20 protein-coding genes are annotated in these 22,948 nt (G+C 36.9%); 14 read left to right on the plus strand and 6 right to left on the minus strand.

What is annotated here, in order from left to right; genetic code table 11:
- The first annotated feature begins 94 nt into the window (after positions 1–94).
- Positions 95–955 carry a helix-turn-helix domain-containing protein gene (locus CP352_RS04305; RefSeq protein WP_089150415.1) on the plus strand — a complete coding sequence of 287 codons (861 nt, stop codon included), beginning with the start codon at positions 95–97 and terminating at the stop codon, positions 953–955.
- Between the two features lie 77 nt (positions 956–1,032).
- On the opposite strand, the gene CP352_RS04310 is transcribed toward CP352_RS04305, so the two are convergent.
- Together CP352_RS04310 and CP352_RS04315 are read right to left on the minus strand one after the other, a co-directional pair.
- Positions 1,033–1,389 (minus strand): hypothetical protein, encoded by a 357-nt coding sequence (locus CP352_RS04310; protein ID WP_013087062.1) that lies wholly within the window; start codon positions 1,387–1,389, stop codon positions 1,033–1,035.
- A gap of 227 nt (positions 1,390–1,616) precedes the next feature.
- On the minus strand, positions 1,617–2,885 hold the full coding sequence (locus tag CP352_RS04315) for an MFS transporter (protein ID WP_089145722.1): 1,269 nt from the start codon (positions 2,883–2,885) through the stop codon (positions 1,617–1,619).
- Positions 2,886–2,991: 106 nt separating this feature from the next.
- Between CP352_RS04315 and CP352_RS04320 the strand changes: the two genes are divergently transcribed.
- Positions 2,992–3,861 carry a helix-turn-helix domain-containing protein gene (locus tag CP352_RS04320; protein ID WP_089145723.1) on the plus strand — a complete coding sequence of 290 codons (870 nt, stop codon included), beginning with the start codon at positions 2,992–2,994 and terminating at the stop codon, positions 3,859–3,861.
- A 28-nt stretch (positions 3,862–3,889) separates the two neighbouring features.
- Here CP352_RS04320 and CP352_RS04325 read toward each other — a convergent pair whose 3' ends face one another.
- Positions 3,890–4,543: a CPBP family intramembrane glutamic endopeptidase gene (locus CP352_RS04325; RefSeq protein WP_013087063.1), complete on the minus strand. Its 654-nt coding sequence runs from the start codon at positions 4,541–4,543 to the stop codon at positions 3,890–3,892.
- 91 nt (positions 4,544–4,634) lie between these two features.
- On the opposite strand from CP352_RS04325, the gene CP352_RS04330 reads away from it, so the two are divergent.
- The 3 genes from CP352_RS04330 (at position 4,635) to ppc (ending at position 10,937) form a co-directional block, all read left to right on the plus strand.
- Positions 4,635–5,738 carry a YdcF family protein gene (locus tag CP352_RS04330; protein WP_098034880.1) on the plus strand — a complete coding sequence of 368 codons (1,104 nt, stop codon included), beginning with the start codon at positions 4,635–4,637 and terminating at the stop codon, positions 5,736–5,738.
- A gap of 14 nt (positions 5,739–5,752) precedes the next feature.
- Positions 5,753–8,092 (plus strand): ATP-binding cassette domain-containing protein, encoded by a 2,340-nt coding sequence (locus CP352_RS04335; RefSeq protein WP_089146665.1) that lies wholly within the window; start codon positions 5,753–5,755, stop codon positions 8,090–8,092.
- 106 nt (positions 8,093–8,198) lie between these two features.
- Complete coding sequence (gene ppc / locus CP352_RS04340; protein WP_089146664.1) at positions 8,199–10,937, plus strand: phosphoenolpyruvate carboxylase; 2,739 nt, start codon at positions 8,199–8,201, stop codon at positions 10,935–10,937.
- Between the two features lie 91 nt (positions 10,938–11,028).
- Here the strand turns inward: ppc and CP352_RS04345 are convergent, their stop codons facing one another.
- Positions 11,029–11,634, minus strand: coding sequence for an ECF transporter S component (locus CP352_RS04345; protein WP_013087067.1), 606 nt, complete (start codon positions 11,632–11,634; stop codon positions 11,029–11,031).
- Positions 11,635–11,939: 305 nt separating this feature from the next.
- Between CP352_RS04345 and CP352_RS04350 the strand changes: the two genes are divergently transcribed.
- The 5 genes from CP352_RS04350 to CP352_RS04370 all read left to right on the plus strand — a co-directional run bounded on the left by CP352_RS04350 (position 11,940) and on the right by CP352_RS04370 (position 17,979).
- Positions 11,940–13,034, plus strand: coding sequence for a BMP family protein (locus CP352_RS04350; RefSeq protein ID WP_089146663.1), 1,095 nt, complete (start codon positions 11,940–11,942; stop codon positions 13,032–13,034).
- Between the two features lie 142 nt (positions 13,035–13,176).
- Positions 13,177–14,262: a BMP family protein gene (locus CP352_RS04355; RefSeq protein WP_013087069.1), complete on the plus strand. Its 1,086-nt coding sequence runs from the start codon at positions 13,177–13,179 to the stop codon at positions 14,260–14,262.
- A gap of 81 nt (positions 14,263–14,343) precedes the next feature.
- A complete protein-coding gene (locus tag CP352_RS04360) occupies positions 14,344–15,882 on the plus strand; it encodes an ABC transporter ATP-binding protein (RefSeq protein ID WP_023487779.1) in 1,539 nt (512 codons plus the stop codon).
- Complete coding sequence (locus CP352_RS04365; protein WP_005726928.1) at positions 15,875–17,023, plus strand: ABC transporter permease; 1,149 nt, start codon at positions 15,875–15,877, stop codon at positions 17,021–17,023. The genes CP352_RS04360 and CP352_RS04365 overlap by 8 nt, the downstream gene beginning before the upstream one ends.
- Entirely contained in the window at positions 17,023–17,979 is a 957-nt protein-coding gene (locus CP352_RS04370) for an ABC transporter permease (protein WP_089146662.1), read from the plus strand. Before CP352_RS04365 ends, CP352_RS04370 begins: the two co-directional genes overlap by 1 nt.
- Before the next feature lie 103 nt (positions 17,980–18,082).
- Here the strand turns inward: CP352_RS04370 and CP352_RS04375 are convergent, their stop codons facing one another.
- On the minus strand, positions 18,083–18,910 hold the full coding sequence (locus CP352_RS04375) for an aldo/keto reductase (protein WP_013087072.1): 828 nt from the start codon (positions 18,908–18,910) through the stop codon (positions 18,083–18,085).
- 126 nt (positions 18,911–19,036) lie between these two features.
- Between CP352_RS04375 and nagB the strand changes: the two genes are divergently transcribed.
- The 4 genes from nagB (at position 19,037) to CP352_RS04395 (ending at position 21,974) form a co-directional block, all read left to right on the plus strand.
- Positions 19,037–19,756 carry a glucosamine-6-phosphate deaminase gene (gene nagB, locus CP352_RS04380; protein ID WP_089143198.1) on the plus strand — a complete coding sequence of 240 codons (720 nt, stop codon included), beginning with the start codon at positions 19,037–19,039 and terminating at the stop codon, positions 19,754–19,756.
- 294 nt (positions 19,757–20,050) lie between these two features.
- Positions 20,051–20,698: a deoxynucleoside kinase gene (locus tag CP352_RS04385; protein ID WP_089143197.1), complete on the plus strand. Its 648-nt coding sequence runs from the start codon at positions 20,051–20,053 to the stop codon at positions 20,696–20,698.
- A 17-nt stretch (positions 20,699–20,715) separates the two neighbouring features.
- On the plus strand, positions 20,716–21,402 hold the full coding sequence (locus CP352_RS04390; RefSeq protein WP_013087073.1) for a deoxynucleoside kinase: 687 nt from the start codon (positions 20,716–20,718) through the stop codon (positions 21,400–21,402).
- 113 nt (positions 21,403–21,515) lie between these two features.
- Positions 21,516–21,974 carry a hypothetical protein gene (locus CP352_RS04395; RefSeq protein WP_089143196.1) on the plus strand — a complete coding sequence of 153 codons (459 nt, stop codon included), beginning with the start codon at positions 21,516–21,518 and terminating at the stop codon, positions 21,972–21,974.
- 47 nt (positions 21,975–22,021) lie between these two features.
- Here the strand turns inward: CP352_RS04395 and CP352_RS04400 are convergent, their stop codons facing one another.
- Positions 22,022–22,822 carry a Cof-type HAD-IIB family hydrolase gene (locus CP352_RS04400; RefSeq protein WP_089145296.1) on the minus strand — a complete coding sequence of 267 codons (801 nt, stop codon included), beginning with the start codon at positions 22,820–22,822 and terminating at the stop codon, positions 22,022–22,024.
- Positions 22,823–22,948 lie beyond the last annotated feature (126 nt).

The following is a 22,948-nucleotide window of genomic DNA, read 5'->3' on the forward strand; positions in this document are numbered from 1 at the left end:
TTTTTCCTCCAAGTACTTGATGTATTTTGATTATCGCAAGATAATAAGCCTAAATCTAACATATTTGCAGATCTGCAAATCGAGGTAAAAAATTATGTTCAAATATGGTTCAGTTTACAAACAATTGCGCAAAGATCAAGAAATCACTCAAACTGAAGCCTGCAAGGGTATTTGTTCAATCTCCAAGTTATCACGCTGGGAAAACAATCAGGTAGAAGTTGAGTTTAGCACTGCCATTGCATTACTCAGGCGCATCAACATTACGCTTAACGAATTCACGCATTACGCTGCAATGAAAACAGAATTTACATTGCCAGACGACATTATAACGGCCATTAAAGACAATGATACAAAGGTACTCGAAAAATTTGTTCAGGAGCAGCTAAATCATTATCACGCCACCAAAAATATTCTCGAACTCAAAAACATCATTCTTGTCTGCAATCAATTATTTCTCATGACTGGTAAAAACTATCTAACACCTGCAGACATTAATCGAATCGGTTCATACCTGCTTCACAACACCGTTTGGTCTAAATACAATATCTTGCTCTTTGCTAACTCACCGTTTTTGCTAAATTCTAAAATCGGCTATCAAATTGCTCTGCGAATTATTCACAACTTTCATCCTACAGAAAGTTTGAACGAAAACACCACCATTTTCATAGGTGGTTTATCTGATACAGTTATTGCCTTAGTTTTCAAAAAGAAGCTAGATTACGCTCAAAAAATTCTTAATGAATTAAAAAAGATAGAACTTCCCTTCTATCTCATGTTCTTTAGTTTAACATTGACCCTTTTACAAAAAATTATCGACTACTGCCACACTCTCAACGCACAGCCTGTATTGGCAATGATTGATACCATAGTTCAGTTGAATTGCATGGAAGTTGCTCAAAAATGGCTTGAAATTTTTAAAGACGTACAACAAATCTGGCCAGAAAAAGAAAATTAAAAACCGTAAAAGTAATTTACTTTCACGGCTTTTGACATGGTATTCATTATGCAAGCTTACAAATTTTTAGCTTTTAATTAATCCTTTACAACGTCTTTGATGTTCAACCATTGACTCTTGTTGATCTTGACGATCTTCTTGCCAGCAGCTTTCTTAACATCCTTAACGGTGTAAGTTGAACCCATTGAAACCTTTTGGCTAGTCTTGTGACCTTGTGCGTCCAAAACATTAACTTTTTGGTTCTTAGTGTCCTTTACAGTAACAAAGATCTTGTCACCCTTTTTAATTGCAGGATCAGTTGGCATAGTTTCGGCAACACCTAACTTTGGAGCAGGAAAACTAGCTGCTTGACTAACTGAAGCACCAACACCCATTAAACTCATTGAAGCAACTGCGATTGAAACAACTTTAACTAAATTCTTTGAAACTAACATAATGAATACCTCTAATTTCTATATCACTTAACTTGTTGGAACTTTTTGTTCCCATATTCCTTGCACCTTTATTGTATAACATATGTTATTAATTGCAAGGGATAATTCAAAGTTTTTCAAAAATAATTCAGTCGTCTGAAAGTGTTGCTATAATAACGATTGCGGCGATTTTTTGTCCAAAAGCATTAAAAAAGTGTCTGAGAAACCGTTCTTTCCCAAACACTTTTTTAAGCAGCTGCTACTTCGTTTGAATTTTGAGTCACTTTTCTAGTTTTTAAACTGACAAAAATCGCTACAATTAATGTTATTACCTGGATTACTAATAATGTAACCAAAGCAACAGTAACATTGAATGAACCAGAAATTGTGGTTAATACTGTTGTCATAATTGGAGCAACAGCCATTAAGATTGTATTTAATAATCCAACAGTTGAAGCCAAGATTTTATGATCAACTGATGTTACTAGCCATTGCTCCATTTTAATTGAAGCAACTCCTGCAATAGCTGCCAAGAAAAACATTGTTATCATAATTACGTAAGTATTTCCTAGGAAAATGCTTGTTGTAGTAACAATACTTAAACTGGCAGAAATAATTACTAAACTAAAAACTGTTAATTTTTTGAATAATTGTGGTCCAAACATTGAACCCAATGCAAAGCCTGCGCCAGTAATCACACCAAACAAAGCAATAGTAAAGCTATAAGTGCCGATTAGCATAGTTGAACGATGAGCTGCAAGTACAATTGTTGTCAATGGAGTAATGGTATCTAAAGCTCCATTTAATAATGCGATTACTAATACCACAGTCAATAATCCTGATTGTTTCTTCACTTGGGTCAATGAAGTTTTCATTGTTTGGAAAAAGTTTTGATCATTAACTTCCTGTTTTTCAAGTGGCTTCTGATCCTTCTGATGTTTTAAGCCAACACTGGCAAATAACAAACCTGCTAACAAGAAAGTACCTGCATTAACAAAGGCTAAAGTTGAGTATGACATTACTAGCAAAAGTGCTGAACCAATGAATTGAGCACCCATACTAATAATTTGATTTACGCCGCCATTAAAGCCTACTGCATTCCCGTATTCTTTTTTACCAACAATATCAACAATTAATGGTGCAACCAAGCCACCTGAATATGAACCAATAGTATCTGATAAGAAATTCACAACAACGATGATTAAAACCAAATTCCACTGTGACATTTTAGTGATAAACAATAATCCTACTAAACCATATAAGATGAATCGGACAAATGCTGCTAAAAAGATATTGCGAAACTTTTTCTTAGTCTTATCAGCAAGGTAACCACCAAAGATCTCGAATAATTTTGGAACTGATTCAGAAATTGCAATTAATGAAAGTGCTAATGAGTAGTTTTGTAATTTGCTAGCATAAGTCATGAAAGCCAAGTAGAAAAGAATATCGCCTGCGCCTGAAAGAAAACTAGCTACTGAAAATCTTCTAAAGTCTGCGTTTTTAAGAAATACGTTCATAAATCTTACCCCTTTTTCTTTGTTTCGTTTGTTGTTGAAATTATAATAAAGTGAAAAAGAAATTGATTTTAAAAAATGGCGTATTCGACATTCGGAGGATAAACCTATGACAATTGGTGAATTACTCAAAGAAAAAAGACTAGCAGAAAACAAAACTCAAAAAGCATGGGTTGGTCATATTATCAGTACTTCTTATTATGCTAAAGTTGAAAAGAATATTCATAGAATTACAGCAGAGGATTTATTAGCCATTCTTAAACATAATGATCTTTCAATTACTGACTTTTTCGAAGAATTAGCAGACAAAAAGGATGAACTAAAAGCACAAGTAAACTCGCTAAATAAAACAGTAATTGATGCTGTTTATCATTCTGATATTTCCAAAGTTAATGAAGTCATTCAAATTATTAAAAAAATGGATCTACCGACTAAGCAAAAACAAGAACTTGTCTTAATCAATAAGGGGTTTATCGAAACTATCAAAAATGATCTAAGTGACAATTATCATCCAGATAAAAACATCGTTCAACAACTAAAAGATAAAATTTTTAGTATTCCTAATTTTAATAGATTCAAACTTGAACTCTATACTAATTTCATGCAATTTTATGATTATACAACTAATATTATGATCACCAAACAAGTGATCCATAAAATAGATCAGTTTAAGAGCGATAAAGAGTTATTAGCAATCGCTGGTATTCTATTCAATCTCCTTTCACAATTAGTCGAAGAACATCATTATCAAGAAACTGCACCATTTATAGCAGCTAGTGAGCATTTACCCTTTTTACCAGACTTATACTTTCCTCAAACCGGAATCTCATTGCTAAAATACATTATTAGTTATCATTTTAATAAAAAACCAGCAGATTTAGCTAAAGCTGAGATGATCGCACAAACTTATCAAATTACTGGTCTAGAAGATTTTTGTAAAGGTGCGCAAGAAATTATTAATGAAGTTAAAGAGGACTAGCTTTAAGCTAATCCTCTTGTTTCAATCTTTAAATAAAACCTAACGCGTTATAGCACATGTGCACCAAAATTGAATAGCGCAAATCCTTGGTTGACATATAGACCCAAGCTAAAACCATGCCTAAGACCCAATATACTAAGATATACTTACTTAATGCCGGATCATGCATATAGCCAAATAAAAATCCGCTTGCAACAATACCTAGCCACTTATTTCTAGTATTTTTCTTAGTGAAAAAGATATTGAAAAACATCCCTCTAAAGATATGTTCCTCACAAAATGGCGCGATGAAAACTACTAGGATCCTAAATAAACCTGCATTGTATTCCGCTATTTTATTCAAGCTTTCCTGGTTCTTTGAAACGCCGCCACCAACTAGATTAAGCATCACAATCGAACCTACTACAATCAGTACAAAACCGATCATCGCTATTCCGATTCTGCGCCAGTCCCAGTGTGGTGTTTCATCAAAGCCCCAATCATTTTCTTCTTTTAATTGCCTGCGATAAATATAGGAAATTGCAAACAAAACTATTACCGTAGCAAGCGCCGTAACGAAGACGCGATATTGCCCCAAATCAAATCGCTGAGGTCTAAAGTAAAGTACTTCTAATTCAGAATACATTACCAAAGCTAACACAGCCCCTGCAATATTTCCCAGGTAATGTCCAAATCTCTTCATTTTTCATTCACACCTTGATTCTTTCAACTAGTAATTATTGTTTCTATTATAATGTAAATAAGAAAAAATACCTAAGGAGGAGTATCTATCTATGCTTAATCAGATCATCGCTTTTTTGGGGAGACGCGGTGAGTTCTTCTACATTTCAGTCTTTATGTTACTGATATTTTTTGTCTTTTTAATCTCTTGGCTTATCGAACCAAGACGTTTGATTAATGGCGTTTTGTTTACTATCTTTATAGTCTCACTGCTCTCTTGGATCACCGTTATGGTGCACAAAAGTACGAGTCACGGCTTGCAACGTGCCTATGACCTACTATTTCTAGCTGCATTATTTTGCATTGTCTTATTATTAATTTTCGCCTGGATTTTTCTATTCTGGAATGCCTATTTCGTTTGGAAATATGAAAGCCATACTTTGCCTAACTTGCTTACTTTAATTACCGGATTTTTAGCATTAATTATTAGTATTATCGTGCTCTTAGGACCAGGTAAGTACTTGCCACGTTGGCTTAGTCTCGCATTAGCTTCAATTCCCGCGATTGCAATTTATTTGGGATTGGTGCTTTACAACTTTTTGGTAAACTTACTTCTATATCAAATTTATCCTCGTACCTACCACCAAGACTATTTAATCGTTCTAGGGGCTGGGCTAATCAATGGCGACCAAGTATCAAAACTGCTTGCGGCTAGAATTAATCGAGCAATTCAATACTCTAACCGCCAGTATCAAAAGGGCCGCAAGCGCCCTATCCTGATCATGTCAGGTGGTCAAGGCGCTGACGAAAAAATCTCTGAAGCACTCGCTATGTCTCGTTTTGCACAACGGCGTGGCGTTAGTGTTGACCGTATCTTATTAGAAGATCAATCGAAAAACACATACGAAAACATGCTCTTTTCTAAGCGTATTGCCACAAAAGATTTTGGTAATTCCCACTTCAAGGCACGCTTCTTTAGCAATAATTACCATATTTTTAGAGCTGCTCTCTTGGCTAAGGAAGTTGGTTTAAAAGCCAATGGTGTCGGTGCTTACACCAGATTCTACTACTTGCCTAACGCAATTATCCGCGAATTTGCCGGTGTGTTTGTCATGCATAAACGCCGTCATTTCGTTATCATGGGATTAATCGTTTTATTCTTTATCCTGCAAGCTATCTTAGTCATGACAGGATTAGAAAGATTTACTGTAATTTAGAAAAGAGGGATGCAATGCTTCAACTAAAGCATATTTTTAAGTCATATAAGGTGGGGGACAACATCACACACGCTTTAGACGACGTTACAATCTCGTTCCGTGATCAGGAATTCGTCGCTATCTTAGGTCCGAGTGGTTCTGGAAAAACTACCATGTTAAACGTAATTGGCGGACTTGACCGTTACGACCAAGGTGACTTGATCATCAACGGCAAATCTACCAAGAATTTTAAAGAGACCGACTGGGATGCTTACCGCAACAATACCGTTGGTTTTGTTTTTCAAAATTATAATCTAATCCCCCACTTGTCGATCATCGCCAATGTGGAACTAGGGATGAATTTGTCTGGTGTGCCTAAAAAACAGCGCCATGAAAAAGCAATTGCGGCGTTAACAGAAGTGGGATTGAAAGACCATCTAAATAAACGTCCTAACCAGTTGTCTGGCGGTCAGATGCAACGAGTAGCGATTGCTCGAGCAATTGCCAACGACCCTGATATTCTACTTTGTGATGAACCAACTGGTGCACTTGATACTGAGACTTCTGTCCAAATTATGAAGTTGATCAAAAAACTATCTAAAGATCGACTCGTTATTATGGTGACCCACAATCCTGAATTAGCTAAAGAATACGCCACAAGAATCGTTAATTTCCAAGACGGTAAGATTCGTCATGATTCTGATCCTTTTAGCCCTAATAAGGAAGAAGACAAATTTAACCTCAAGCGTACCAAGATGTCTTACTGGAACGCCATCAAGTTGAGTTTCACCAATATTATGACCAAAAAAGGTCGAACTCTGCTAACTGCTTTTGCTTCAAGCATCGGGATTATCTCAATTGCCGTAGTTTTAGCTATCTCTAATGGTTTTCAAAAGCAAATCAATACCACAATGAGCAAAGCTTTAGCAAAATATCCGATTTCTATTTCACAGACCGCAACTGACATTACTTCAGCTAATGCACGTAAAGAATCGGATAAAAATGTCAAAAACCGCGGCTATGTAACGGCAGAACAAGACCAAAGCGAACAGGCCCAACACGTTAATAAAATTAGCACAAAGTATGTTAACTACATCAAGAAGATCAATCCTAATTATGCCAATAACGTGTCTTACCAACGCGGTGTAAGCTTGAATTTATTAGCTAAAAACAAGGGAAAAATTGAACGCGTGCAATTTTCAAATACGGATCCTGATCAGACTAATTCTGTTCTAGCTGCTAGATCCCAAGCGATGAGTTCAATGGGACTGGGTTCAAGTGTCTTTCCCACTACTTTAAATAAAGAGAAAGGCTCATTTTTGAAGCAAAATTATCAATTGCTCTCAGGCACTTGGCCTACTAAGGCAACCGACTTGGTTTTAGTTACTGACAATAAAAATACTGTTAACATCAATGCCTTAAAAAATCTTGGTTTCGATTTAAAGAATAAGGAACACGTCAAATTCGGCCAATTAGTAAATAAGCAATTTCGTGTAGTTGCCAACAATGATTACTATCAGCAATTGCAAACTGGCATGTTTATTCCTAAAAAGGTAAATAACGCCATGTATAACGGTGCTCAAACCAAGCTAAAGATTGCTGGTGTCATTCGTCCTAAAAACGAAGATTCAATGGCCTTGTTATCAACTGGAATTGCTTATAGCGATCAACTTTCACAACGCGTGATTAATGAAAAGAAAAACTCTGCAATTGTAAAGGCACAAAAGAAGAGTAACCATAGCGTATTAACTAACCAAAAACTAAATGCCAATGAAAAGAAAGCTACAATGCAGACTCTTGGCGGTACCAACATCCCTACTGGCATCATGATTTATCCCAACAATTTTGATGATAAAGATAAAGTACTTGATTATCTTGACAAATGGAACAAAGGGAAGAAAAAATCAGACAAGATTCTCTATACTGACATGTCAAACGCTGTTACCACAATGACTGGCGGCCTCTTAAGCGGGATAACGACGATCCTTGTCGCATTTGCTGGTATTTCATTAATCACATCTATGATTATGATTGGTATTTTAACTTATACCTCAGTACTTGAGCGAACTAAGGAAATCGGGGTACTCAAGGCATTAGGTGCCCGTAAAAAAGACATTACTCGTGTCTTTGATGCCGAAACCTTCATCCTAGGTGTTTTCTCTGGTGTATTAGGCATTCTGATTGCTTACCTACTAACATTCCCAATTAACAGTATCATTTACAAGATTACTGATCTGGCAAATGTAGCCCAACTAGATCCTACTGCTGCTATTGTTTTGATCATTATTTCAACTATCCTCACCCTCTTAGGTGGTCATATTCCAGCACGAATGGCTGCAAAGAAAGATGCTGCAATTGCATTGCGGAGTGAATGAATTTAATAAAGAATTTGTTACGTTGTTCACAATAACCTAAATTTTTAGCAAAATATGTGGTATCTTAGCTTTAGCAAAAACAAGTAAGAAAGGAACTTTTTTCACCATGACTGTTAAAAAATTAGAAAATAACAGCGATGTTAATGTAGTGGCAGAAGAAAGCAAAGTTTTAACTGATTTACTGAATGAATCAACTAAGCAAGTAATCGGTCAAGCAGCTTTCGATAAGATCCAAAACTTAATTAAAATCTCTGCCGCCAAAGATTATCAAGAACTTGAAAAGCAAATTGCTAGTCTTAACAATCGCGAAATGATTGTTGTTGCACGTTATTTTGCTACTCTCCCACTCTTGATCAACATTTCAGAGGATGTAGAACTAGCAAGTAAAGTTAATGTGCTTAACAATACTCATCAAGATTATCTAGGTAAATTGAGTGACATAATTGACATTGTAGCCCCAAAGAAAAATGCCGAAGAAATCCTTGAACATGTAAATGTAGTACCCGTTTTAACTGCCCATCCTACTCAAGTACAAAGAAAAACCATTTTGGAATTAACCGATCAAATTCATCAACTTTTGCGCAATTATCGTGATGTGAAGAATGGCACAATTGATCGCGATGAATGGACTGAACAAATGCGGGCTTGCATCGAAATTTTGATGCAAACTGACATTATTCGTGGTCACAAATTAAAGGTAGCTAATGAAATTACCAATGTTTTGGCTTACTACCCTAAGGCTTTAATCCCTGCAATCACCAAATTTACTAGTCGTTACAAGGAATTAGCTAAAAAACACGGGCTAAACGCTAGTCATGCTACGCCAATTACCATGGGAATGTGGATCGGCGGCGACCGTGACGGTAACCCTTATGTAACGGCTGATACGCTAGAACTAAGCGCTACTTTGCAAAGCCAAGTAATCTTTGAATATTACATTAAGCAAATCAATAAGCTTTATAGAGCCATTTCCATGTCTACTTCTTATATGGAGCCATCTGACGATGTAATGCACCTATCTGAGCTTTCTAATGATGATTCACCATTCAGAACTAACGAGCCATATAGACGGGCATTCTACTATATTCAAAGCCGTTTAGTGCACACTGAACAAAAATTACTGAATATTACTAACAAGAACACTTTCTTAAAGAAACGTGACCTCCAAAATCTTGATAAAATCCCTTGTTATCAAAATGCTCAAGAATTTAAAGCCGACTTAGAAATCATCAAAAATTCACTTGAAGAAGACCATGATCACGCCGTAGTAGACAGCTACTTTACTCAAATTCTTGAGGCTATCAACATCTTCGGCTTCCATCTAGCTACAATTGATATGCGTCAAGATTCTAGCGTTAACGAGGCCTGTGTCGCTGAGCTACTTAAGAGTGCTGGAATTTGTGACAATTATAGCGATTTAAGCGAAGACAAAAAGATCAAGCTTTTACTCAACGAATTGAACAATGATCCACGTAACTTACACGCCAATAACAAACCCAAGTCTGAGTTACTACAAAAAGAATTAAAGATCTACAAGACTGCTCGTCAATTGAAAGACCGTTTGGGTGAAGACGTCATCAAGCAACATATTATTTCTCACACTGAGAGTGTTTCAGACATGCTAGAACAAGCAATCATGTTAAAGGAATACGATTTACTTGATAATCAAAAAGCCCGAATTCAAGTGGTACCACTATTTGAAACGGTTGAAGACTTGAATAATGCCCGGGAAATAATCAAGGAATTCTTAAGCTTTGATATCGTCAAGAAGTGGCTTGTTTCTCAAAATAATTATCAAGAAGTTATGCTAGGCTACTCAGATTCTAATAAGGACGGTGGCTACTTAGCTTCATGCTGGAACCTTTATAAAGCTCAAAAGGATCTAACTAAGATCGGTGAAGAAATGGGTATCAAGATTACCTTTATGCATGGCCGTGGCGGTACCGTTGGTCGTGGTGGTGGTCCATCATACGAAGCAATTACAGCACAACCATTCAAGTCAATTAACGATCGGATGCGGATGACTGAGCAAGGTGAAATTATCCAAAACAAGTATGGTAATAAAGACACCGCCTACTACAACCTAGAAATGTTAGCTTCAGCAACAATCGATCGAATGGCTTCTAAACAAATCGTTAGCGAAGATCACGTCGCAGATTTCCGTTCTTCAATGGATCAAATCGTAGCTAAAAGCAACGAAGTTTACCGGAAACTAGTATTTGAGAATCCTAACTTCCTTAAGTACTTCTTCCAAGCAACTCCAATCAAAGAAATCTCTGGTCTTAACGTAGGATCACGTCCAGCTTCAAGAAAGAAACTCACTGACTTTTCTGGCTTAAGAGCCATCCCTTGGGTTTTCTCTTGGTCACAAAGCCGAGTAATGTTCCCTGGTTGGTATGGTGTAGGTTCTGGTTTCAAATCATTCATCGATGCCGATCCAGCCAACTTGAAGGAATTACAAAATATGTACCAAGGGTGGCCATTCTTCCACTCCCTGCTTTCCAATGTTGATATGGTTTTATCTAAATCAAATATGAGAATTGCCAAGCAGTATGCGGATCTTTGCGAAGATGAACAAGTTAAATCAGTCTTTGATATCATCAATCAAGAATGGGAACTAACTAAGAAAGTCATCCTACAAATTGAAGGTCATGATGAATTAATCGAAGATGCACCTACTCTTAAGAAGAGTCTGGAATACAGAATGCCTTACTTCAACATTTTGAACTACATCCAATTAGAAATGATCAAGCGTGATCGTGAAGATGAGATTCAAGGTGTTTACCAAAGTATTATTCCAATTACTATCAACGGTGTGGCTTCCGGTTTACGTAATTCAGGATAAAAAACACATAAAATTCAGCTAAAAAAGGCTCCTCATTGCCTGTTTTATCAAGCATTTGAGGAGCTTTTTTTTAATTTATTAAACTTTTTAGTTACGCCTTTTTCATAACTAAGTTAAGTGGCGTTACAATTACTGGAACGACAATGGCTGTAAAAATTGCTTCTACTAAACCGTTCATGCCCAGTGCCATAATTAAAATTAAAATCAATGGCGTACCTGAACTGTAATTTCCTAGGTAATGAGTTAAGCTTGCTGGATCATGCATGAAGAAAATACTCGTCAGCAAAATAACCATCACGGTATTAGTTAACGAAGTGACTGCTCCACTTATGATATAACCCAATTTCGCATATTTAGTCTTACTCATACCCTTCGCAATAATTCCCGGGAAATAGCCAGCCAAAATACTTGGTACCAATGAAATTACCGGATTTTGGAACAACATTAAGCTGACCATATCGCCAGGTTGAGTATATGCAACAATCAATCTGGTAATACCCCAGAATAAGCCAAAGCCTAACCCGGCCTTTGGTCCCATTAACGTGCCATAGACGGCAATTGTCATTGGAATAGTAGTTACAGCTGGCAAAGCCGGGATAATTCTTACATAGCCGACATTTGGCACAAAAGTCTGTACAATCAATAAAGCAGCAAAGACAGCAGTAATTGCTAATCTTTTAGTTTCTTCTCTTCTCATATATTTCTCCAACTTAATTCTTTAGACTCAATTAAACCATAATTAAGATTTTTTCTCAGCAAAAAAGTTCATTATACAATATCTAGGTATATTTTATCTAATATGACAAGATATTGTATTTTTTATTATTTTTTTACTTAATTATGCATTATCCTTACTCTCTCTAATGCATAATCGTGTTCTATACCAATTAAGAATCCCTTTATATCAATACTTTATGTTGTATGTCAATTTTGACATAGCCACTAAATATTGTTAGCCTCGTTTTATGTTAAAAATCATTTGATGGAGAGAGGATCAATTTTATGAATAAAAAAGTCAAAAAATTACTATCTATTGGTGTGCTTGCATTGAGTTTAGGTGCAATTTTAACCGCCTGCTCTGGTAAAAAACAGGGTGCAAGCAATAATAAATCAAGCGATGCCAAGCACTCTATTGCATTAATTACTGACGGTAATGGTGTAAATGATAACTCTTTTAACCAATCTGCTTGGGAAGGATTTCAAAGTTATGGCAAAGAGCACAACTTGAGCCGCGGTCGAAACGGTTATCAATATTTTCAATCAAGTAGTGCTGCTGATTTCACTCCTAATTTTGATCAGGCAGCTAAAGCTGGTTATCAAACTATCTTTGGCGTTGGTTACAGTTTAAAAGATGCCGTAGCTTCTGCCGCCAAACGCTATCCTAAAAAGAATTTTGCCATTATTGACGATGTAATCAAGGGACAAAAGAATGTTGTCTCAGCTAATTTCAAGAGTGAACAAGCTTCCTACTTAGCTGGTGTAGTAGCTGCTAAAGAAACCAAAACCAACACGGTTGGCTTCATCGGCGGTGCTCATGGCGATATTGTCGACCTTTTTGATGCCGGATTTACTCAAGGTGTTAAAGATCAAGCCAAAAAAATGCACAAAAAAGTTACTATCTTAAACCAATATATTGGCAACTTTACTAGTTCAGACAAGGCCAAATCAATTGCTCAATCAATGTACACCAAAAAAGCCGACATCATCTTCCATGCTGCTGGTGGTGCTGGTGATGGTCTTTTCCAAGAAGCTAAAGCCATTAATCAAACTAGACCAGCTAAAGATAAAGTGTGGGTAATCGGAGTTGATGTCGATCAATCTCATCTCGGTAACTACACTGCTAAAGGCGGACAAAAATCTAATTTTGTTTTGACATCAGTAATAACTGGAGCAAATGTTGCTGTTAAAGATATCGCCAATAGAGCTTATAATAATAAATTCCCTGGTGGTAAAAATTTAGTTTATGGGCTTAAAAACAATGGTGTTTCTATTGAACGAGGACAGATTTCAGCTTCAACTTGGAAAGATGCCCAAATTGCTAGAGCTAATATCCTAAAAGGCAAAATTAAGGTTGCCATTCATCCTAACAATAAATAAAAGCATACTAGTATAGTTTGCTTTTTTATAATTACAATCAATTATTTTTTTGCCTGATCAATATTTCTGTTGACAAAATACGTATTAATTAATAAACTTATTTATAAATTGTTCGGTATTAATATTGTGGAGGACAGAAATAATGAACGTAAAGTTCAAGAAAATTTTATCATTTGGTGTCGTTTTAGCATCAGTTGGCTTGATTCTAACTGCTTGTTCGGGTAAAAAGTCTGGTCAATCAGCCAACAAAGATACTAAACATGGCATTGCCCTAATCACAGATGAAAATGGTGTTGATGATCATTCATTTAACCAAGCTGCATGGTCAGGATTTAAAGCATACGGCAAGGAACATGGTTTAAAACAAGGAAAAGGTGGTTATCAATACTTCCAGTCTAGCAGTGCCGCAGACTTCACTCCTAACTTTGATCAAGCCGCTACAGCCGGCTACCAAACCATTTTCGGTGTTGGCTATCAATTAGCCGACGCAGTCAAGCAAGCAGCCAAGAAGAATCCTAAAAAGAATTTCGTTATCATTGATAGCGTTGACTCTGGGATTAAGAACGTCGCTTCTGCCACCTTTGAAAGCAATCAAGCTTCTTATCTTGGCGGATTGGCCGCAGCTTACACCACTAAAACCAACAAAGTAGGTTTCATTGGCGGTGCTAAGTCATCTATTATTGATTTATTCGAAGCCGGCTTTAAGCAAGGTGTTGCTGACGGTGCTAAAGCTCTTCACAAGAAGATTTCAGTTCAAACCCAATACATCGGTAACTTCACTTCAACCGATAAGGCTAAATCAATCGCTCAATCAATGTATGCTAACCGCGCTGATATTATTTACCAAGCAGCCGGTAACGCAGGTAACGGTGTTTTCCAAGAAGGAAAAGATTACAACCAAGCCCGTCCAGCAGCTAAAAAGGTTTGGGTAATCGGAGTTGACGTTGACCAATCTAACCTAGGTAACTACAAGTCAAAAGATGGTAAGAAAGAGAACTTCACTTTAACTTCCGTCTTAAAGGGCTTAGATGTTGCTACTAAGTCAATTGCTAATGATGCCTACAATGGTAAATTCCCTGGTGGTAAGCACTTAGTTTACAGCTTAAAGGGTAATGGGGTTTCAATCACCAAAGGTAATTTAAACGCTAAAACTTGGGCAGCAGTACAAAAGGCTCGTCAACAAATTATTGATGGCAAGATCAAGGTTGCTACTGCTCCAACTAAGTAATTCAGCTGCTTAGTATTTTGAGAACTCTTCGTTTTTTAGCGAAGAGTTTTTCTATAGTTAATTAAGGAAGTATTTATTTACATGAAAGAACAGAGAAATAAAGTAATCGAGATGCGTCATATTGTCAAAGATTTCGATGGTTTCAAGGCAAATGACGATATTAACCTTACGCTCTATCAAGGTGAAATTTTGGCTTTGCTTGGCGAAAATGGCGCGGGTAAATCTACCTTAATGAGAATTTTATCCGGCTTGCTTGAACCAACAAGCGGTGAAATTCTGGTTAATAATCAAAAAGTAAATATTAAAGATCCAACCGTCGCTAAAAAATTAGGCATTGGGATGGTACACCAGCATTTCATGCTTATGGATTCATTTACCGTTTTAGAAAATATTATTCTAGGACATGAATCAACTAAGGGACCCGTTATCGATCTGAAAAAGGCAAGAAAACAGGTCCTAGCTCTTGCACAAAAATATGGCTTTGCTATTAATCCAGATGCCAAAATCTCTAGCATTACTGTCGCCCAACAGCAAAGAGTTGAGATTCTAAAGGTACTTTATCGTGGTGCAGATATTTTAATTTTTGATGAACCAACTGCTGTTTTAACCCCACAAGAAATTTCTGAATTTATTAAAGTACTCAAAAATTTAGCTAAAGAAGGCAAATCAATCATTTTGATCACTCATAAATTAGAAGAAATCAAGGCTGTTGCAGATCGAGTTACAGTTATCAGACGTGGTCACGATGTTGGTACTTTTGCTGTTGATCAAGTTAGTGATGAGCGGTTAGCCGAATTAATGGTGGGGCGGCATGTCAACATGAAGCTAACCAAACCAGCACCTAACTTGGGCAAGCAAATTCTAGCAATCAAAAACTTACAGGTAAAAGGAAATCACGGTGCCTTAAGCGTTAAAGACCTTTCCCTTTCAATCCGTGGAGGTGAAATTTTAGGGCTAGCCGGAATTGACGGCAATGGACAAGATGAACTGGTTGAAGCAATCACTGGTTTACGCCATGTTAAGTCAGGGCAAATTTTAATTAATGGTCAAAATTTAACCAACCAAAAAGTTCGCAAAATCACCGAAGCTGGCGTAGCGCATATTCCTGCAGACCGGCAAAAATATGGCTTAATTCTTCACATGTCATTAGCTGATAACTTAGCGCTGCAAACTTACTACCAACGTCCCTTCTCTAATCATGGCATCATTAATCATCAAGCAATCTTGAAGCATGCCGTAGATTTAATTAAAAAATTCGATATTCGAACTACTAGCCCTGCATTGCCAGCTAGCGACCTATCGGGAGGTAACCAGCAAAAAGCAATTATCGCTAGAGAATTAAATAGAAACAGCGATCTAATCATTGCATTCCAGCCCACTCGCGGTTTAGATGTTGGTGCAATTGAGTATATTCATAAGCAGCTTTTAGCTCAAAGAGCAGCAGGAAAAGCTATCCTATTAATTTCATATGAACTTGATGAAATTATGCAATTATCTGACCGGATTGCTGTTTTGCATGATGGTCAAATTTCAGGCGAAGTATTACCTGAAAAAACTACAGATCAAGAACTAGGTCTTTTAATGACCGGTGTTAAGAAAGAAGATGCAACAATTGATTAAAGTTACACCTAAAGTCAAAAATATTCTAGTACCAGTTATCTCAGTAATTGCTGGTTTTATAGTTGGTGCTATTATCATGCTGATTTGGAGCTATAATCCTTTTCAAGCATACAGCTCCATGTTCTCTAGCGCACTGGGCAATATGAATGGTATTGGTGAAACTATTCGTGAAGCTACGCCATTAATTTTTATTGCTATCGGTTTTGCAATTGCCTCAAAAGCTGGCTTTTTTAACATCGGTTTGCCAGGTCAAGCACAAGCTGGTTGGTTGACTTCTATTTGGATTGTATTGGCCAATCCTCAATTGCCTAAGCCAGTATTATTGCCTTTAGCTATTATTGCAGGCGCTATAGCTGGTGCTATTGTGGCAGGAATTGCTGGCTATTTAAGAGCTCAATTTGGAACTAATGAAGTAATTACTACTATCATGCTTAACTATATTGTGCTCTATACTTGTCAATATTTAATGCAACAAGTAATGTCCTCAAAATTAAGAATTGATACCGATACTACTAAAACAATTCCAGCCAATGGCAGCTTAAAGCTTAACTGGTTAACTAGCATGTTTGGTGATTCGCGAATCAATGCTGGTATTTTCTTAGCAATAATTGGACTTATTTTTTATTGGTATTTAATGAAAAAAACTACCGTTGGTTTTGAAATCAAGGCAGTTGGACTCAATCCTTTTGCTAGTCGCTATGCCGGGATGTCTTCTAAAAAGAATATTATTATTTCAATGTTACTTTCAGGTGCATTTTCTGGCTTAGGCGGTGTAGTACAAGGACTTGGTACCTACCAAAACTACTTCACTCAAACAACTAGTTTGGATATTGGCTGGGACGGGCTTTCAGTTGCCTTACTTGGTGGTGGAACTGCAATTGGTATTTTATTAGCTTCACTTCTTTTCTCAATTTTAAAAATTGGTGGTTTGGGCATGCAAACTATTGCCGGTATTCCTTATGAAATCGTATCTATCGTAATTGCTGCCATCATTTTCTTCATCGCTATCAATTATGTCATTGGTTTGCTTTTTAAAACTAAGAAGAACCGCAGTGATTACTACATTCCAACCAGAAAAGAAAAAGGACCCAACAATGGTGTTGATGGTCCAGGTAGAAAAGTAATCGAAGGAGAAAAATAATGAATTTCGTTACAATGATGGCGTTAATTGTTTCATCCACTTTAGTTTATTCTGCGCCTCTAATCCTAGCTTCTCTTGGTGGTGTTTACAGTGAAAACTCTGGGATTGTTAATATTGGCCTGGAGGGTATCATGACCATGGGAGCCTTTGCGGCGATTGTCTTCAACCTAACTTTCGCTTCAACTTTTGGTGCAGCTACTCCTTGGCTTGGCACTCTAGTCGGCGGAATTGTTGGTTTGATTTTTTCATTGCTTCACGCTGTTGCCACAATCAATTTTCACGCTGATCATGTCATTTCCGGAACAGTGCTGAACATCATGGCACCACCTTTAGGTGTTTTCTTGATCAAAGCAATTTATGATAAAGGCCAAACTGAAAATATCACCGCTAACTTCGGCTACTTCAGCTTTCCTGGTTTAAGCAGCATTCCCATCGTTGGGCCAATCTTCTTCAAAAACACCTCTGCCCCTGCTTGGATTGCCATTATTCTTGCTATTTTGATGTGGTGGATTTTATATAAGACTCGCTTTGGCCTACGCTTACGTTCATGTGGTGAAAATCCTCAAGCAGCTGACACAATGGGAATCAATGTCTATGGCATGCGTTATGCAGGTGTATTAATTTCCGGCTTTATGGCAGGTCTTGGCGGTGCCGTCTTTGCTCAAGCAATATCTGGTAACTTCTCTGTTTCTACTATCGTTGGACAAGGATTCATGACTTTAGCTGCCGTTATATTTGGTAAATGGAATCCAATCGGTGCAATGCTCTCATCCCTTTTCTTTGGTTTTGCTCAAAGCTTAAGTATTATTGGACATCAACTGCCAGGAATCGATCAAATTCCATCCGTTTACATGCAGATTGCACCTTACGTTATTACAATCATCGTTTTGGTCCTCTTCCTCGGCAAGTCAGTTGCACCTGCCGCAGATGGGGTTAACTACATCAAATCGAAATAAGAAAAAAAGGTTGTTTCACATGAAACAGCCTTTTTTTACACATGTCCACATAGTTATCCACAAGATATAGTGATTATATGTGATAATCTTACTATATCTTGTACTAAATAACAGCTAACGGCGTTTTTTCAGTTGGCATTGGAAAATCACTGTTAAGCAATCTAAGCTCATCATCTGTAAGTTTAATCTTTTGTGTTGCAATATTTTCCTTCATGTGTTCTACACTACTTGCCTTAGGAATCGTTAAAACATTGCCATTGCGCATCGTCCAAGCTAGCATTATTTGATGAGGCGTAACGCCATGATCACGTGCAACAATTTTCAAATTACGCGTAATTCGAATTGTGTTGCCCTTGCCTGAATTAAATGGTGAATACCCAATAAAGTTTACACCGTGCTCTTCTTGCCAAGCTTGCAGATCAAATTCTGTCCCACGTTCACTGATATTGTATAAGTCTTCATTAGCAAAGCATTCTTCTCCACCTGGCACTGTAAAAAGCTCCTGCATATCAGCCGTATCAAAGTTGGATACACCCCAATAACGGATCAAGCCATCTTTTTGTAATGCTTGTAAGCCGCGGATCGTATCAGACAAGCGGTGACTACCCCGCCAGTGTAATAGATAAAGATCCAGATGATCTGTTCCAAGGCGTTTTAGACTGGCTTCTAGACTCTGACGTTCTAGTTTTGGCGTTGCATGATAGGGGTAGAATTTTGAAATCAAAAATAATTTTTCGCGATCATATCCTTTAATCGCTTCACCAATTAGCTCTTCGCTTTGGCCATCCCCATACATTTCGGCTGTATCAATTACACTCAAGCCATGATCAAGGCCATAGCGAATAGCTGCTATTTCATCTTTTTTCTTTTTAGGATCTTCACCCAAACCCCAGCTGCCAATTCCTAAACCTGTTAGTTTTTCAAAATTCATCCTCGTTCACTTCCTTATGTTCAAATTTTAACATAATTGATTCGTAATTATTTTTATCAACCAATTGACAAAATGGTCTATTCCATTTTATAATGGACTAGACCAGTAAATGAGGAGGTCTTAATTATGAAAGTTATTGTTACCGAAAATAAAATTCAAGGTGGAGCAAAAGCATTTGAAATTTTTGAAAAAGGAATCAAGAACGGTGCTAAAGTCTTAGGTTTGGCAACCGGCTCAACCCCTGAAACACTTTACCAAAACTGGGTAAAAAGCGATCTTAACTGTGAAAATCTTACCAGCATTAACCTCGATGAATACGTTGGTTTAACCCCAGATAATCCTCAAAGCTACCACTACTTCATGCAAAAGCATTTATTTGACAAGAAGCCATTTAAGAAGACTTACGTTCCTGACGGTATGGCAAAAGACGTTGATGCTTTTTGTAAAGACTATGATCAAATTATCAAAGACAATCCTATCGACATTCAACTATTAGGAATCGGCCGCAATGGTCACATTGCCTTTAACGAACCAGGCACTCCATTCAACATCGGCACTCATGAAGTTAAGTTAACCGAAAATACTATCAAGGCTAATGCTCGCTTCTTTGACAGTATCGATGAAGTGCCAAAGAGTGCCATCTGCATGGGTACTGCTAATATTATGCAATCTAAGAAGATTGTTTTGATGGCTTTTGGTGAAAAGAAAGCTCACGCAATCAAGAAAATGATTGAAGGCAAAGTCACTGAAGAAGTACCTGCATCAATTTTGCAAAAACACCCAGATGTAACGGTGATCGTAGACGAGGCTGCCGCACAAGAATTAGACGACAAATACAAGAACTAAAAACAATAATTTAATTATCAGCATAGAAAAAGCTAGGCTTTCTACAATCGTGGAAGACCTAGTTTTTTTATTTAGCAGCCTGTATCTACAATGAAATATACTTCACAAAATTGCATTTTTATATAAAAAATGAAGCATAATTCAGTTTTTTATTGAATTATGTTTCATTCCTATTCGATTTTTTATTTCTACCCTTGACTTTTAGATGTGAAACATAATCAAAAAATCACTTGTGTGCCACAACATATCGTATTAAACTTAATAATTGTCTACATATGGTATTTAAGAAAGAATGTGATTCAAGTTATTGTTTTAAGTGGGCCAATTGGAGCCGGTAAATCCAGTTTAACCAGTATTCTAGCTGAACATTTAGGGACTCAGGCATTCTATGAGGGCGTTGATAACAATCCCGTATTGCCTTTATACTACAAGGACATGAAGCGTTACACTTTTTTGCTTAACACTTACCTCCTTAACCACCGTTTAGCACAGATCAATCAAGCAATTCAAGAAAAAAACAGTGTCTCCGATCGTTCTATCTATGAAGATGCACTGTTTTTCAAGATGAACGCCGATAGCAAGGTCGCTGATCCAACCGAGTTCAAGATCTACGATGACTTACTCGACAACATGATGGAAGACACTCCTGGCAATCCAAGTAAGAAGCCTGACTTACTGATTTACATTCATGTCTCCCTTGATACTATGCTTAACCGAATCAAGAAGCGCGGTCGTTCATTTGAGCAAATCAGCACTGATCCAGGTTTGAAAGATTATTACGCAAGACTTTTAAAGTACTACAAACCATGGTATGAAAATTATCATGCCTCACCAAAGATAGAAATCAATGGCGACAAACTTGATTTTGTTACCAACATGGATGCACAAAAACAAGTACTTAAAGAAATTGATGAAAAGTTGCATGAAATCGGCAACTTATAAGAAAAAGAAGGAACGTGATGACAGTTATTGTTTTAAGCGGGCCAATTGGAGCCGGTAAATCCAGTTTAACAGGTATTTTATCTAAATATTTAGGGACTAAGCCTTTCTATGAAAGTGTTGATGACAATCCAGTTTTGCCACTTTTTTACGCTGACCCTAAAAAATATGCATTCTTATTGCAAGTATATTTCTTGAACACACGCTTCCACAGCATTAAAGACGCGCTCACTGAAGATAATAACGTCTTAGATCGTTCTATCTATGAAGACGCCTTATTCTTCCAAATGAACGCTGATATCGGCCGTGCTACTTCTGAAGAAGTCGATACTTACTATGAGTTATTGCACAATATGATGAGCGAACTAAAACGGATGCCTAAGAAGAATCCTGACTTGCTCGTTCACATTAATGTTTCTTATGATACGATGATCAAGCGAATTCAAAAACGTGGCCGTCCTTACGAGCAGCTGAGCTATGATTCAACCTTGGAAGACTATTACAAGCGTTTGTTGCGCTACTACAAGCCATGGTACGATAATTACGACTACTCACCTAAGATGGAAATTGATGGTGATAAGCTTGACTTCATGGCTAATCCAGCTGATAAGCAAATAGTCTTGGATCAAATCACTGACAAATTAAAAGAAATGGGCAAGTTGCCTGCAGATTGGAAAAAGCCAACCGATATTCAAATCGAAGCATAAATAAAAACATTCAATTTGCGTACGAATGCATTTTGAATGATTTTTTGTTTACAGTGAATTTTTCGCTTTATTTTTGTATAATTTGAAAAAATGTGTTTAAAGGAGGAGTTTTTATGTTATCAACCGTAACCGGTGGACAATGGTTTTTCCCACTTATCATAGTTTGCTTAATTTTGGGCATTGTCGCAATCATCGCTCAAAAGAAAAAGTTGACTAAACTAAAAAGAATAACCGATAACTTTGCCTATGCAATATTAGTTATTCTCTTAATCATTGAATGGATTCTATATTTTCAAAAACAATTTAATTTTATTACTCCAGCAATCTACACCCTTGTTGTCATCTATCTTATTGGACGGCAATTACTAACCAGATACCGTTCTTCTCTATTGAAAAAATTAGGAAGCAAATATAAGCAACTGACAATTGGACTTGATACTATTTATATTCTCCTGGTTGCCCTATTACTTTTAATCGGATCTAAATTTTCAACTATGGGCTGGATCATTGCTGGATTAGTTATCGTAGCCTTTGGCTTCGTTAGCTACATCTTTGAAAAAGACAAACAATAATTTCCCAGGAAATAATAAATCGCATAGAGCTTCTATGCGATTTTTATTTATTCAATTTTTGCTAATGCCTTCGCAACCCCATCATGATTGTTATCAGCAGTAATTTGTGCCGGAGCAAATTTTTGTTTTAGTTCTGCTGGGGCATTACCCATTAAAAATGGATACCCCACTTCTTCCAACATATCTTCATCGTTATAGTTATCGCCAAAAGCAATGCAATTTTGCAAGTCTACGCCATATTCTTGAGCAACTATTTTGACTGCACTGGCTTTACTTACACCTTTTAAAACTATTTCTAGTAAAATCTTGGAAGATCTAACAAAAGTCAAATCAGGATATTTAGCAGTTAATTCCGCCTGCATCCGATCAAGATCTTCAGGTTCACCCATAATTAAGCCTTTGTGCACGCCTTGCAGTTTAGCAATTTGTTCAATCGTAGTTGGTGTGGCTTGAACTTTCACAATACTTTCTTCATGTTCAACTCTTGGACTCTTTTGTTCACTGCAATACCAAACATAGCCGCTATAGATATTCCAAGCTGCATCATTATCTTGCTCATCAACGTAGCGGCAAATTTCAGCTGCTTCTTTTGCATTAAAAAAACGGCTGATTAGTACTTTGCCTGTTTCATCAAGGGCTAAAGCACCGTTATAGGCGATAAACGGACAAACTTTCAAAATTTGATTAACCACTGTCATCATCCCTTTAGGAAGACGTGCTGATGCAGGAACGAAAATATTACCATTAATAATTTGTCTACGAATTGCATCCCGCGTTGCGACGGTTACCTTTAAATCATCATTAATTAATGTGCCATCAAGATCTGAAAAAATAAGTTGTGCGGACATTCTTTCACCTTTATTTCTTTTTTAATTCTTATATCCTAGGATAATGCTTTGTTTATGCTAATGAAAGCTGATTCAATTAAATGCATTTCCTATCATTTAAAGATAAATTGCAATAAATGCCCAAGT

The organism is Lactobacillus sp. UMNPBX1 (assembly GCF_002554085.1).
Lineage (GTDB): Bacteria > Bacillota > Bacilli > Lactobacillales > Lactobacillaceae > Lactobacillus > Lactobacillus crispatus.